The sequence below is a fragment of the Caballeronia sp. ATUFL_F1_KS4A genome (assembly GCF_023630905.1).
In the GTDB taxonomy this organism is placed as follows: domain Bacteria; phylum Pseudomonadota; class Gammaproteobacteria; order Burkholderiales; family Burkholderiaceae; genus Caballeronia; species Caballeronia zhejiangensis.
In genome coordinates this window covers 1-15,555 of the sequence record NZ_JALQEB010000026.1, presented here as the reverse complement: position 1 = coordinate 15,555, position 15,555 = coordinate 1, and the positions used below count along the sequence as shown (strand labels likewise).

The following is a 15,555-nucleotide window of genomic DNA, read 5'->3' as shown; positions in this document are numbered from 1 at the left end:
CACACCAAGAACATTGGAGCGAAACGTGGATACAAGGGTGAAGCGCAACAAGAAGGCGTCGATTCTCAACGACGATCCGCTTTGGTACAAGGACGCGATCATCTATCAGGTTCACATCAAGTCTTTCTTCGATGCGAACAACGACGGCATCGGCGATTTTCCCGGCCTGCTCGCGAAGCTCGACTACATCGCGGAGCTGGGCGTCGATGCGATCTGGCTGCTGCCGTTCTATCCGTCGCCGCGCCGCGACGACGGCTACGACATCGCCGACTATCGCAACGTGCATCCGGACTACGGCACCATCGCGGACGTCAAGCGCTTCATTCAGGAAGCGCACGCGCGCGGCATACGCGTGATCACCGAACTGGTCATCAATCACACGTCGGATCAGCATCCGTGGTTTCAGCGCGCGCGTCATGCGAAGCCGGGATCGAATCATCGCAACTACTACGTGTGGTCCGACACGGACAAGAAGTACGAAGAGACGCGCATCATCTTCATCGACTCGGAACCTTCGAACTGGACGCACGATCCGGTCGCGGGCCAGTATTACTGGCATCGCTTCTACGCGCATCAGCCCGACCTGAACTTCGATAACCCGGCGGTCATCAAGGAAGTGCTCTCCGTGATGCGCTTCTGGCTCGACATGGGCATCGACGGGCTGCGGCTGGACGCGGTGCCGTATCTCGTCGAGCGCGAAGGCACGAACAACGAGAATCTGCCCGAGACGCACCAGATCCTCAAAAAGATTCGCGCCACCATCGACGCGGAGTATCCGAACCGCATGCTGCTCGCGGAAGCGAATCAGTGGCCGGAAGACGTGAAGGAATACTTCGGCGACGAAGACGAATGCCACATGGCGTTTCACTTCCCGCTGATGCCGCGCATCTATATGTCGATCGCGAGCGAGGATCGCTTTCCGATCACGGACATCATGCGGCAGACGCCGGACCTCGCCGAAACCAATCAATGGGCGATCTTCCTGCGCAATCACGATGAACTCACGCTCGAAATGGTCACCGACTCCGAGCGCGACTACTTGTGGAACACATACGCGAGCGATCGCCGCGCGCGCCTGAACCTCGGCATTCGCCGCCGTCTCGCGCCGCTGATGGAACGCGACCGGCGCCGCATCGAGCTCATCAATTCGCTGCTGCTGTCGATGCCCGGCACGCCCGTGATCTATTACGGCGACGAGCTCGGCATGGGCGACAACATCCACTTGGGCGATCGCGACGGCGTGCGCACGCCGATGCAATGGTCGTCCGACCGCAACGGCGGTTTCTCGCGCGCCGATCCCGAGCAACTCGTGCTGCCGCCCGTGATGGGCTCGCTCTACGGCTATGACGCGGTGAACGTCGAATCGCAAAGCCGCGATCCGCATTCGCTGCTGAACTGGACGCGCAAGATGCTCGCGGTGCGCCGCTCGAAGCATGCGTTCGGCCGCGGCACGATCCGCTTCTTGCGGCCCGCGAATCGCAAGATCCTCGCGTATCTGCGCGAACTCGAAGGCGAGCCGCCGATCCTGTGCGTCGCGAATCTTTCGCGTGCGCCGCAAGCGGTGGAGCTGGATCTGTCGGAATTCGACGGCTCCGTGCCGCTCGAAATGACCGCCGATTCGCCGTTCCCCGCTATCGGCAAGCTCACGTATCTGCTCACGTTCCCGCCCTACGGCTTCCTGTGGTTCCAGCTTTGCCCGGGCAACATGCGGCCCGCGTGGGCGCAGGCGCCGTCCGAGCAATTGCCCGAGTTCGTCACGATGGTGATTCGCGCCGGCCAGACCGGCCCGACGCCGGAAAACGTCCGGCTGCTCGAATCGGAAGTGCTGCCGAACTATCTGAGCAAGCGCCGCTGGTTCGCATCGAAGGATCAGAAGCTGCATGCGGTGCGCCTCGCCGCGCTGACCACGATCGAAGGCGCGGGCTTCGCGTTCACCGAGATCGAAGCCGATGTCGGCGATCATTGCGAGCGCTACGTGTTGCCGCTGTCGATCGCGTGGGGCACGGAGACGACGTCGCCGCTCTACATGCAGCTCGCGCTCGCGCGCGTGCGGCGCAACCGCAACATCGGGCATCTGACCGATGCGTTCTCGGTGCCGCAATTCACCTATGGCGTGATCCGCAAGCTCAAGGAGCGCGCGGTCGTGCCGACGGTGCAAAAGAGCGAGATCCGCTTCATTCCGACCGAGCTCTTCGACACGCTCAATCTCTATCCCGCCGATCCGCCCGAGATCCGCTGGCTCGCCGCCGAACAGAGCAACAGCTCGCTCGTGATCGGCGACAAGATCGTGCTCAAGCTCGTGCGTCGCGTCGTGGGCGGCATTCACCCCGAAGCGGAAATGAGCCGCTATCTGACGCAACTCGGCTACGCGAACACCGGCCCGCTCTACGGCGAAGTCGTGCGCGTCGATCCGCAGGGCGTGCCGCATACGCTCATCATCCTGCAGGGTTACATCGACAATCAGGGCGATGCGTGGAACTACGCGCTCGACTATCTGCGCCGCACCGTCGATGAGCTCGCGGTCGCGGTCGAATCCGAAGAGCACGCGCAGGAACGCGACGCGCAGGCGGAAGGTTTAGCGGGCTACGGCAACATCGCGGGCATCATCGGCAAGCGGCTGGGCGAACTGCACGTCGCGCTCGCATCGCCGACGGAAGACGAAGCGTTCTCGCCGCAGCGCGCATCGGCCGAGGACGTCGAGGGCTGGATCGACGGCACGCTGAAGCTGCTCGAATCGGCGCTCGACATCCTCGCGCAGAAGATCGGCGAATTCAACGAGCACGACCGTTTCCTCGCGCAAAGTCTGCTCGACCGGCGCGAACTGCTCGTCGATACGGTCAAGAAGCTCGTCGCGCCCGATGCCGATGCGTTGTGCATCCGCATCCACGGCGATTTCCACCTGGGCCAGGTGCTGATGGCGCAAGGCGATGCGTATCTCATCGACTTCGAAGGCGAGCCCGCGCGACCGCTCGACGAACGCCGCAAAAAGACGAGTCCGCTGCGCGACGTCGCGGGCCTGCTGCGTTCGCTGTCGTATGCGAGCGCGGCAGCGCAATCGACGACGGAAAACGCGCCCGCGCAGACGGCGGATCGCAAGCGGGCGCTCTTCGAACGCCTGCGCGCGTTCGCCGAGGAGAGCTTTTTGCGGGAGTACACCGGGGCGATCGCCACGTCGCCCGAAACGATCGCGGCCGAAGACGTGTTTCAGCCGTTGCTCGATCTTTTCCTGATCGAGAAGGCCGCTTACGAAATCCGCTACGAAGCAGCGAACCGGCCGACCTGGATCGGCCTTCCGTTGCGGGGTCTCGCGTCGCTCGCGAGCCGCCTGCTGGGAGATACGGGCGAGCCGCCCGCTCCGGGCACGCGACCCGTATTCGGAGCCAACAAGGACAATCCGGATGGAACTCACCATGAACACTCGTAGCGATCCGGCGGATACCAGGAACCCCGCGCACGGCCTCAATCCGCTCGATATCGACGCACTCGTCGAGGCCCGGCATCCCGATGCCTTCTCGATGCTCGGCCTGCACGAAACCGATCTGGGGCACGTCGTGCGCGTGTTCCTGCCGGGCGCATCGTCAGTAAGCGTCGCGGATGCGGGCAACGGCGAGCATCTCGGCTCGCTCGCGCGCATCCACGATGCGGGGCTTTACGCGGGCTTCGTCACGAGGCCGGCGGCGTATCGCCTGAAGATCGACTGGCACGGCACGCCGCAGGAAACGCACGACACGTATTCGTTCGGCCCTGTGCTCAGCGACGAATGGCTCCACCGTCTCTCGCAAGCCGATCCGTATGCGGTGCTCGAATGCCTCGGCTCGCGGCCCATCACGCATGGCGGCGTCGCGGGCGTGCGCTTCGCGGTGTGGGCGCCGAATGCGCGGCGCGTCTCGGTGGTCGGCGACTTCAACACATGGGATGGGCGGCGCCATCCGATGCGCCTGCGTCACAACGCGGGCGTGTGGGAGCTGTTCATTCCGGGCATCGGCGCGGGCACGCGTTACAAGTACGAGATCGTCACGCGCGACGGTCATACGCTGCCGCTCAAGGCCGATCCGTGCGCGATGCAGAGCGAGAAGCCGCCGTCGACGGCATCGGTCGTCGCGGATGCCGATGCGATCGATCATTACGCATGGACCGACGCCGAGTGGATGAACACGCGCGGCGGCAAGCAGACGCCGCAATCGCCGATCACCATTTACGAGGCGCATGCCGAGTCGTGGCTGCGCGTGCCGGAGGAAGACAATCGCGGCATGAACTGGCACGAGCTGGCCGAGCGTCTGATTCCGTATGCGAAGGGCATGGGCTTCACGCACCTCGAATTCATGCCGATCGCGGAGCATCCGTTCGGCGGTTCGTGGGGTTATCAGCCGCTCGGGCAGTTCGCGCCGTCCGCGCGCTTCGGCACGCCGGAGCAGTTCGCGGAGTTCGTGAATCGCGCGCACGAGGCGGGGCTCGGCGTCATCATCGACTGGGTGCCGGCGCATTTTCCGAACGACGCGCACGGTCTCGTGCAGTTCGACGGCACGCCTTTGTACGAGCACGCGGACCCGCGCGAGGGTTATCACCAGGACTGGAACACGATGATCTACAACCTCGGCCGCAACGAGGTGAGCGCGTTCCTGATCGCATCGGGGCTGGCGTGGCTGAAGCGCTATCACGTCGATGGCTTGCGTGTCGATGCGGTTGCGTCGATGCTGTATCGCGACTATTCGCGCAAGGCCGGCGAGTGGGTGCCGAACATTTACGGCGGGCGAGAGAATCTCGAATCGATTGCGTTCCTGAAGCGGCTGAATCATGAAGTGCGGCAGATTCCGGGCGCGATCACGGTTGCGGAGGAATCGACTGCATGGCCGGGCGTGACGGCGAATGTCGAGAGCGGCGGACTCGGCTTCGACTTCAAGTGGAACATGGGCTGGATGCACGACACGCTGCACTACATGCAGGAAGATCCGGTGTATCGGCAGTATCACCATCATCTGTACACGTTCGGGATGGTCTATGCGTATTCCGAGCGCTTCGTCTTGCCTTTGTCGCACGATGAAGTCGTGCATGGCAAGGGGTCTTTGATCAACAAGATGCCGGGCGACCGGTGGCAGAAGTTCGCCAATCTGCGCGCTTACTTTGGCTTCATGTGGACGCATCCGGGCAAGAAGCTGTTGTTCATGGGCGGCGAGTTCGGCCAGTTCGCGGAGTTCAATCACGATGAATCGCCGCATTGGCATCTGCTCGATGATTCGATGCATGGCGGGTTGCAGAAGCTCGTGCGCGATCTGAATCATCTCTATACGAGCGAGCCGGCGTTGCACAAGCTGGATAGCGATTCGCGCGGCTTCGAATGGCTCGTCGGGGATGACAACGCGAATAGCGTTTATGCGTATCGGCGTACGGATGCCGAAGGGCGCGATCTCGTCGTGGTGTGCAATATGACGCCGGTGCCTCGTCTGGCTTATCGGATCGGGTTGCCGCGGCGCGGGCGGTGGAGCGAAGTGTTCAACTCCGATGCTTCCATTTATGGCGGGTCGAATATGGGGAATGGCGGGGTGATTCATACGGATGACTATCCGAGTCATGGGAGGGAGCAGTCGGCGGCGTTGACATTACCGCCGTTGGCAACCATCGTGTTGCGGGCCGATTGATGGTTTTTTTTCGCCGGATCCCGTAATCGCGTCGGTCTATCAGCGTTGCCCCGCACAGGGGCAGTGCTGATAGACCACTAAGAAACCGGGATTCCATAGAAGCGCAAGCAATACGAAGAGCAAGAGCAGGAAACAGAAAAGGCAGAAAAACCCCAAAAGGATGCGCCAACATGGCAAATGCACTCCCCGACAAGTTGCTCCCGGGCGCGCCCTACCCGCTCGGAGCCAACTGGGACGGTCTGGGCGTCAACTTCGCGGTGTTCTCATCGAATGCTCATCGCATCGAGGTATGTCTCTTCGACAGCACCGGCCGCAAGGAACTGATGCGCTTCGACCTGCCCGAGTGCACCGACGAAATCTGGCACGGCTATCTCCCCGGCGCGCACCCCGGCACCGTCTACGGCTTTCGCGCGCATGGCCCGTATCAGCCGCAGCAAGGTCATCGCTTCAATCCCCACAAGCTGCTGCTCGATCCCTACGCGAAAAAGCTCGTCGGCCCCTGGCGATGGTCCGACGCCCTCTTCGGCTATCGCGTGCATTCGAATCGCCTCGACATGTCGATGGATCGCCGCGACTCCGCACCCGCGATGCCCAAATGCATCGTCACCGACGACGCCTTCGACTGGTCGCGCGACGTGCGCCCCGACACGCCCTGGGGCGAAACCATCGTCTACGAAACGCACGTGCGCGGTGCATCGATGATGCGCCACGACATCCGCCAGCACGAACGCGGCACCTTCGCCGCGCTATCGTCGCCTTGGTTCATCGAGCACTTGCAGAAGCTCGGCATCACCGCCGTCGAATTTCTTCCGGTGCACGCGTTTCTCAACGACCGCTTTCTCGTCGAACGCAGTCTCAGGAATTACTGGGGCTACAACACCGCCGCGTTCTTCGCGCCAGAGCCTTCCTATCTGTCGACGCATCGGCTCAACGAAATGCGTATCGCCGTACGTCAACTGCACGCGGCGGGCATCGAAGTGATTCTCGACGTCGTCTATAACCACACTTGCGAAGGCAACGAACTCGGCCCGACCGTCTCGTGGCGCGGCCTCGACAACGCAAGCTACTACCGCCTCATTCCCGGCGACGAACGTCACTACATCAACGAAACCGGCTGCGGCAATACGGTGAATCTGTCGCATCCGCGCGTCTTGCAGATGGTGATGGACTCGCTGCGCTACTGGTGCACGGCGTTCAACATCGACGGCTTCCGCTTCGATCTCGGCGTCACGCTCGGCCGCGAAGGCCACGGCTTCGATCCCGGCTCGGGCTTCTTCGATGCCGTGCGCCAGGATCCCGTTCTCTCCACGCGCAAGCTCATCTCCGAGCCGTGGGATATCGGGCCGGACGGCTATCAGGTCGGCAATCATCCGCCGGGCTTCGCGGAATGGAACGACAAGTATCGCGATGGCGTCCGGCGTTTCTGGCGCGGCGATGCCGGCATGCGCCCCGATCTCGCCGCGCGTCTCACCGGCTCGGCGGAACTTTTCAACCGGCGCTTCAGGAAACCATGGGCGTCGGTGAACTTCGTCGCGTCGCACGACGGCTTCACGCTTGCGGACGTCACCGCGTATTCGCACAAGCACAACGAAGCGAATCAGGAAGGCAACAACGACGGCCACAACGAGAATTGCAGCGCGAACTGGGGCATCGAAGGTCCGACCGACGATCCCGCGATTCTCGAAGTGCGCGCGCGTCTCGCCCGCTCGATGATCGCGACGACGCTGCTCTCGCTCGGCACGCCGATGCTTCTCGGCGGCGACGAATTCGGCCGCACGCAGCAGGGCAACAACAATGCCTATTGCCAGGACAACGAGATTTCGTGGATCGACTGGGACGCGGCGCAAAGCCCCGCCGGCGTCGAGATGACGGAGTTCGTCGCGAAAGTTATTGCACTGCGCAAAAACTACCCGGTGTTGCGCGAAACGCGCTTCCTTTACGGCGACCGCGAAGTGCTGCCGGGACTCTACGATGTCAGTTGGTTCGATGAACGCGGCAACGCGCTCGCGATCGAAGCATGGCAGGACCCGGAAGGCCGCGCGCTCACGCTGCGGCGCGCGGGCCCGGGCGTCGACGGTGAAATCGACGTGCTGCTGCTCATGTTCAATGCATCGTCGCAAACGCTCGTGTTCACACCGCCCGCGCCGCACTTGGAATGGAACGTGCTCTTGGATAGCGCGGAGCCCGATTCGGTGACGCGGCCTCTCGTCGGCAGGGAGTTGGAAGTGGCCGCGCACAGCGTCGTGGTGATGCTGGCCGAGCCGACCGGCGATGCCGACTGGCAAGCGGTCTGGATGGCGGGCGCGCATCAGGGGCCGCGTCTTCTGACGGCATTGCCGCCCGATCCGGGCACGATGCCCTCGCATCGCGATTCCGAGATCGATTCGCCTCACTGACGCACAACCCATACGCAGTCCACCGCAGCATTAGAGGCAGGAAATCATGTCCGAACGTCCGATCGATCCGCACAAGCATCAATATGCGTATTGCCTTCCTTTCGGCGCTCATCTGACGGGCGCCGCACGCGACAATCCGCGCACGCGCTTTCGTTTCTGGGCGCCATCGCGCGATGCCGTGCAAGTGGAAATCCTGCGCGCGGGCGGCACGCCCGAACGCGTCGACATGCAGCCGACCGGCGACGGTTGGTTCGAAGCCGAAGCCGATGGCGGCGCGGGCACGCTGTATCGCTATCGGCTCGACGAGGACCTCGCCGTGCCCGATCCCGCCTCGCGCTATCAGCCGCAGGACGTGCATGGACCGAGCGAAGTCATCGACCCGCGCGCGTATCGATGGACGCACACGAACTGGCACGGCCGGCCGTGGGAAGAAACCGTGCTTTACGAACTGCACGTCGGCGCGATGGGCGGTTTCGCGGGCGTCACCGCGCGCCTGCCCGAACTCGCGCAACTCGGCGTGACGGCCATCGAGCTGATGCCGCTCAACGATTTCTCCGGCACGCGCAACTGGGGCTACGACGGCGTGTTGCCCTACGCGCCTGACTCGGCGTATGGCCGTCCCGAAGATCTGAAGAGGCTCGTCGACACCGCGCACGGTCTCGGCCTGATGGTCTTTCTCGATGTCGTCTACAACCACTTCGGACCGGACGGCAATTATCTGCACGCGTATGCGAAAACCTTCTTCCGCGAAGGCGTGAACACGCCGTGGGGCCCGGCGATCGACTTCGAGCGCCCGCAAGTGCGCGACTTTTTCTTCGACAATGCCCTGTACTGGCTCAACGAATATCGTTTCGATGGCCTGCGCCTCGACGCGGTGCACGCGATCAACGATGACGAATGGCTGCGCGAACTGGCGCATCGCATCCGCAGTTCCGTCGAGGCGGGGCGTCATGTACATCTCGTGCTCGAGAACGAGCACAACACGGCGAATCTGCTGGAAACGCATTTCGACGCGCAATGGAACGACGACGCGCACAACACGCTGCACGTTCTGCTGACCGGCGAGGACGAGAGCTACTACGGCGCGTATTCCGACAAGCCGATCGAAAAGCTCGCGCGCATTCTCAGCGAAGGTTTCGCGTATCAGGGCGATCCGTCGCCGATTCATGACGGCAAGCCGCGCGGCGAACCGAGCGCGCATCTGCCGCCCACGCGCTTCGTCGCGTTCCTGCAGAACCACGATCAGATCGGCAATCGCGCGATGGGCGATCGCCTGCGCGCATTGACCGACGACGAATCGCTCTTCGCCGCAACGGGCCTTCTGCTGCTTTCGCCGCAGATTCCGCTGCTTTTCATGGAAGAGCAATACGGATCGAGGCAGCCGTTCCTCTTCTTCACCGACTATCACGATCAACTCGCCGATGCGGTGCGCGAAGGCCGTCGCAAGGAATTCGCGAAGTTCTCCGCATTCACCGACGAAAAGCGCCGCGCGCAGATTCCCGATCCGAACGACGAGAAAACGTTCGACATGTCCTCGCCGAAGATCAGCGACAAGCAGGACGAAGAAGACCGGCTCGAATGGCTGCACTTCTATCGATCGGCGTTGACGGTGCGCGCGAAGCTCATCACGCCGCGTCTGAAGGGCGCCAAAGCGCTCGGCGCGGATGTGCTCGGCGACAAGGCGCTCGTCGCGCGCTGGAAGCTCGGCGACGGCGAAACGCTCTCCATCGCGCTCAATCTCGGCGATGCGGCTGTCGCGCTCGACAAGCAGCCGCCGGGCAAGATCATCTTCGAGACGCCGGCGCGCGCGCAGGATCGCGTGCGTAACGGCGAACTCGGCGCTCGCACGTTCCTCGCGTGGATCACCGGCGAAGTGAACGAATATGCGATTGCGCACGACGCGCGCCGCTTCGAACCGGCATCCGCGGAAGGAAAAGTCTCGTGAACGCCGCCGCGACGAAAACGACCCAGACGGGCGCCACGCGTTCCGTGAGCAGCATCGAGGCGCTCGCGGAGCGCGCGGGCTTCGAGATCGAATGGCAGGACGCGCACAAGAACACGCAGCGCGTGCCTGAAACGACGCTGCGCATTCTGCTCGAAAAGCTCGGCCTGCCGTGTGGCAACGCCGCGCAGATCAAGCAGAGCATGAACGCCGTCGATGCCGAAACGAGCGGCCGCAAGCTGCCGCCGCTCATCACGGCCGAAGTGGATCGCGGCATCGCGCTGCCGGTGTCGGCGGCGAAACAGGGCGCGCGCTATCGCATCGAACTCGAAAGCGGCGAAGTGATCGACGGGCGCTTCACGTCGCCGAAGGGCGAGACCGCGCTGCTCTCGCCGATCGCGGAGCCGGGCTATCACACGCTCGTCATCAACGACCATCGCACGACGCTCGCGGTCGCGCCCGCGCGCTGCTACACCATCGACGATGCGTGGCGCACGCTGCACGAAGATGCGGCGAAGGCGCCGCCGCTGTGGGGCGTCGCGGCGCAAGTGTATGGCTTGCGGCGTGACGGCGACGGCGGCATCGGCGATTTCACCGCGCTCGCATCGCTCGCGACGCAAACTGCGAAGCGCGGCGGACATGCCGTCGCGATCAGCCCGATGCACGCGATGTTCAGCGCCGAGCCGAACAAGTTCAGCCCGTATTCGCCGTCGTCGCGGCTCTTTCTCAACATCGCGCACGTCGATCCTGCCGCGGTGCTCGGTGCGCCTGCCGCGCGCGCCGCGATCGACAAAGCGGGCGTCGCGAAGGAACTCGCCGAACTCGAAGGACTGACGCTGATCGACTGGCCGCGCGCATCGAAAGCGCGCCTCGCGATTCTGCGCGCCCTCTTCGACGCGTTTTCCGAAGATCGCGATTCGCCCTTCGCGAAAGACTTCGCCGCATTCGTCGAGGAAGGCGGACGTCCGCTCGAAGACCATGCGCGCTTCGAAGCGCTGCAGGCCGCGCAGATCGCGCAAAACGGCGAAGGTCACTGGCGCAACTGGCCCGAAGCGTTGCGCGATCCGCGCAGCGACGCGGTGACGGAATTCGCCGATGCGCATCGCCGCGAGGTCGATTTTTATCTCTTCACGCAATGGCTTGCCGCGAAGGGACTCCTGCACGCGCAACACGCCGCGCGCGATGCGGGCATGGCGGTCGGGCTCGTCGCGGATCTCGCCGTCGGTTGCGACAGCGCGGGCAGCCACGCATGGTCGTATCGCGATGAAATGCTCACGGGCGTGTCGGTCGGCGCGCCGCCGGATCTGTTCAACCAGGCCGGGCAATCGTGGGGACTCACGACGTTCTCGCCGCGCGCGATGCGTACGCAAGGCTTCGCCGCGTTCATCGACATGCTGCGTTGCGCGTTCAAATGCGCGGGCGGCATCCGCATCGATCACATACTCGGCTTGCGCCGGCTGTGGCTCGTGCCCGAAGGCGAAAGCGCGAAGGACGGCGCGTATCTGCGCTATCCGCTCGAGGACATGCTGCGGCTGATCGCGCTCGAATCGTGGCGGCATCGCGCGATCGTCGTCGGCGAGGATCTCGGCACCGTGCCGCCCGGCTTTACCGAGCGCTTGCAGGAGCACGGCTTGCTTGGCATTCGTGTGCTGTGGTTCGAGCGCGAAGTGGACGGGCCGGGCTTCAAACCGCCGCGCGAATGGGACAGCGGCGTCACCGCGACGACGACGACGCACGATCTGCCGACCGTCACCGGATGGTGGCGCGGCGAGGACATCGTGTGGCGCTCGAAGATCGGCCAGACGATGGCGCGCGCCGATGGCCGCGACGCCGTCGAAGCCGCGCTCGAGGAACGCGGCGAAGATCGCGCGCATCTGTGGCGCGCGTTTCAGGACGCGGGCATCGCACCGGATGACGTGGAGGCGCCCGATATCGACAATGCGCCCGTCGATGAGGCGCTCGCCTTCGTCGCCGCGACGCCCGCGCCGCTCGTCACCTATCCGCTCGAAGATTTGCTCGCGCTCGTGGAGCAGCCGAATCTGCCCGGCTCCATCGACGAGCATCCGAACTGGAGAAGGCGCATCACGCGGCCCGTCGACGAACTGTTTCTCGACGATGCCTTCGCCGATCGCCTGCTCGCCGTCGATGCCGCGCGCAAGCGTTCCGCGCAACCGAACGAACCCAAATCGAAACCCGAATCACCATGACCGTACCGCGTTCCACGCTCAGGCTTCAGCTTCACAAGGGCTTCACTTTCGACGATGCCGCCGCGCTCGTGGACTACTTCGCGCTGCTCGGCGTGAGTCACGCGTACGTCTCGCCGATCACGACCGCGACCGCCGGCTCCACGCACGGCTACGACGTCGTGGACTACACGGCGGTCAATCCCGAACTGGGCGGCGAGGACGGCCTGCGGCGCTTCGTCGAGAAGCTGCGCGCGCACGAGATGGGACTGATCGTCGATATCGTGCCGAATCACATGGGCGTGGGCGGCTCGGAGAACGCGTGGTGGCAGGACATCCTCGAATGGGGACGGCACGCCGCGCATGCGCGCTTTTTCGACGTCGACTGGCATTCGCCCGATCCCGCCTTGCGCGGCAAGGTGCTCGCGCCGTTTCTCGGCGCGTCTTACGGCGACGAGTTGCAGGGCGGCAAGATCAAGCTCGCGTATCGCGCGGATGAAGGGCGCTTCGTCATCGAGTATTACTCGAACGTGTTTCCAGTCTGTCCGGTCGATTACCCCGCCGTGTTCCAGGAAGCGCCCGAGCTCGCGCAACGCTTCGTCGGCCTGACGACGCAGCCCGCCGATCAGCCGCGCGCCGCCGATGCGCGCACCGCGCTCATCACCATCGCGCAGACGGAAGGCGGCCAGGCCGCGATCGAGGCGATTCTCGCGGCGCATTCGCCGGATACGTCGGCGGGTCGCGACCGGCTGCATCGGCTGCTGGAGCGCCAGCATTATCGGCTGGCATGGTGGCGCACCGCCGCGGACGAAGTGAACTGGCGGCGTTTCTTCGATGTGAGCACGCTCGGCGGCGTGCGCGTCGAGCGGCCTGAAGTGTTCGAGGCATCGCATGCGCTCGTGTTCCGGCTCTTCACCGAAGGTCTGATCGATGGTGTGCGCGTCGATCACGTCGATGGTCTCGCCGAACCGCGCGAGTATTGCCAGCGCCTGCGCGCGCGGCTCGAAGAGTTGGCGGCGGAACGGCCCGAGGCGTTGCGGCATGGCAATGGGCGCACGTATTTCGTCGTCGAAAAGATTCTTGCGCGCGGCGAGCCGTTGCGCCGCGACTGGCAGGTCGATGGCACGACCGGTTACGACTTCATGAACGACGTCGGCGCGCTGCTGCACGATCCGGCGGGCGCGGAGCCGCTTGCCGCGCTTTGGGCCGAGATCACGGGCAAGAGCGCATGCTTCGCCGACGAAGCGCTCGCCGCGCGCCGCAAGATCCTCGCGGAGAATCTTGCGGCGGAACTGGATCGCGTGACGCGCGCGCTGCATCGCATTGCACGCGATGCGCAGACCACGCGCGATTTCACATTCACGTCGATACGGCGCGCGGTCGCGGAACTCGTCGTGCAGTTTCCGGTGTATCGCATCTATCCCGTGGGCGGCGTGCGCAGCCCCGATGACGAGCACTTTTTCGCGCAGGCGCTCGAAGCCGCGCGCGCCGTGCTCGCGCGTGCGGACCATGTGGTGCTGGATCAGGTCGCGCAATGGCTCGGCGGCAAGCTGCCCGATGAACTGCCGCAGCCCGAGCGTGGCGAACGCAACGACCGTCCCGAACGCGGCCGGGATCGCGCGGCGGAGCGCAATCGCGAGCGTGAGCGCGATCGCAATCAGGCGCAGGCGGGGCCGAATCCCCCGTCGTCGAGCGGCTCGCAGCGTCGCGCGGCGCAGACGCTGTTCTCGCAGCTGACATCGCCCGTGGCGGCGAAGGCGGTCGAGGATACGGCGTGTTATCGCTACGGACGGCTGATTTCGCGCAACGAAGTGGGCGCCGATCCGGGCGAGTTCGCGTTGTCCGTCGATGCGTTTCACGCGGGCAATCGCGAACGCCTCGATGCGTTTCCGCACGCGATGCTTTGCACGGCGACGCACGATCACAAGCGTGGCGAGGACGTGCGCGCGCGCATCGCTGCATTGAGCGAAATTCCCGACGAATGGGCCGCGACGCTCAGGCAATGGTCGACGTTGAACACACCATTGCGACGCGGCCCGAGCGGCGGACATGGCGAAACCACCGGTATCGACGACTGGGCGCCGGGGCCGGCGGCGGAAGCGATGCTGTATCAGACGCTCGTCGGATGCTGGCCGACCACACTCGCGCCCGATGACGAAGCGGGCGTTCGCGAACTCGCCGAACGTGTCGCCGGATGGCAACTGAAGGCGCTGCGCGAGTCGAAGACGCGCACGAGCTGGTTTGCACCCGACGAAGCGTATGAGAACGCGTGCAGGGACTTTCTGTTCGATATCGTCGCGCCGCAGCGCCGCGATGGCTTTCTGCGTGAGTTATCGGCGTTCATCACGCGGCTCGGACCGCTCGGCGCGATCAACAGCTTTCAGCAAACGCTTTTGCGGCTCACGTCGCCGGGCGTGCCGGACCTTTATCAGGGCACGGAGTTGTGGGATTTCAGTCTTGTCGATCCGGACAATCGTCGGCCTGTCGATTATGAGTTGCGTCGCAAGTGGCTTCTCGAGATCGAAGAGCAAGGGCCGCCTTCGGAGCAATTGGCGAACTGGCGCGATGGGCGCGTCAAGCTTGCAATCGTGCGGCGAGCTTTGGCATTGCGCAAGCATTGCGAGTCGTTGTTTGCGCAGGGCGAGTATTTGCCGCTCGAGGTCGAGGGCGAGCATGCGGGGCGCGTGATTGCGTATGCGCGGCATGCGGGGAGCGCGTTTGCTGTCGTTGTTGCGACGCGGCTTGCAGCGCCGCTGCTGGACGTCGGGCGCGACGTGCCGCTTGTCGAGGCTGAGCGTTGGGGCGATACCGCCATCGTGTTGCCAGAAGCGCTGCATTCAAGGGCTTTGTTTGACTGGCTCAGTCCTAATGCGCCTAAAGCCGATGGGGCGAGGTTGTTTTTGCGCGATGCGCTTGGGGTTATGCCGGTGGCTTTGCTTGTTGAGGAAGGGGTGCCTAAGGCTTAGGTTTCTGCTTTTCGCTTTCGCTTGTTGCTTTCGCTTTTTCTTTTGCTTTCGCTCTTGCTTTCGCTTGTCGCCGGATCCCGGTTTCGCGTCGGTCTATTAGCACTGCCCCTGTGCGGGGCGGCACTCACTTTCTTTGCTGCTGCAAAGAAAGTAAGCAAAGAAAGCAGCTCGTTAAGCCCGCGGTCACACGCAATTTGGGTAGTCCTCTCGTCCACGGTGGCACTCGCCTAAAGAGTGCCCTCATCACAATAACGGGGCTTGGATCGCGCGCGGTCCGCCGCCCGAAAACGCTGAGGACACTGGTTCAGCACGAAATGGCTTCGGCACAGCGCTACGCGCTGCCGCCAGGTATGCAAGGGAAACCAACGTGCGGCACTTGCGGTGAGATGGAGACGTTAGTAGAGAAGCACATGCATCCCCGATTGACCCATC

At 64.0% G+C, this 15,555-nt stretch carries 6 protein-coding genes; all 6 read left to right on the top strand.

What is annotated here, in order from left to right; genetic code table 11:
- Positions 1-13 precede the first annotated feature (13 nt).
- The 6 genes from treS to treY all read left to right on the top strand — a co-directional run bounded on the left by treS (position 14) and on the right by treY (position 15,123).
- On the top strand, positions 14-3,424 hold the full coding sequence (treS, locus tag NCS03_RS14785; protein WP_051079077.1) for a maltose alpha-D-glucosyltransferase: 3,411 nt from the start codon (positions 14-16) through the stop codon (positions 3,422-3,424).
- A complete protein-coding gene (gene glgB / locus NCS03_RS14780) occupies positions 3,411-5,636 on the top strand; it encodes a 1,4-alpha-glucan branching protein GlgB (RefSeq protein ID WP_250521500.1) in 2,226 nt (741 codons plus the stop codon). Before treS ends, glgB begins: the two co-directional genes overlap by 14 nt.
- 170 nt (positions 5,637-5,806) lie before the next feature.
- Entirely contained in the window at positions 5,807-8,032 is a 2,226-nt protein-coding gene (glgX, locus tag NCS03_RS14775; protein ID WP_250529325.1) for a glycogen debranching protein GlgX, read from the top strand.
- A gap of 46 nt (positions 8,033-8,078) precedes the next feature.
- Positions 8,079-9,977, top strand: a complete 1,899-nt coding sequence (gene treZ / locus NCS03_RS14770; protein WP_250521498.1) for a malto-oligosyltrehalose trehalohydrolase — start codon at positions 8,079-8,081, stop codon at positions 9,975-9,977.
- Positions 9,974-12,181: a 4-alpha-glucanotransferase gene (gene malQ, locus NCS03_RS14765; RefSeq protein ID WP_250529324.1), complete on the top strand. Its 2,208-nt coding sequence runs from the start codon at positions 9,974-9,976 to the stop codon at positions 12,179-12,181. Before treZ ends, malQ begins: the two co-directional genes overlap by 4 nt.
- A complete protein-coding gene (gene treY, locus NCS03_RS14760) occupies positions 12,178-15,123 on the top strand; it encodes a malto-oligosyltrehalose synthase (protein ID WP_250440377.1) in 2,946 nt (981 codons plus the stop codon). Before malQ ends, treY begins: the two co-directional genes overlap by 4 nt.
- The last annotated feature ends 432 nt before the right edge of the window (positions 15,124-15,555 follow it).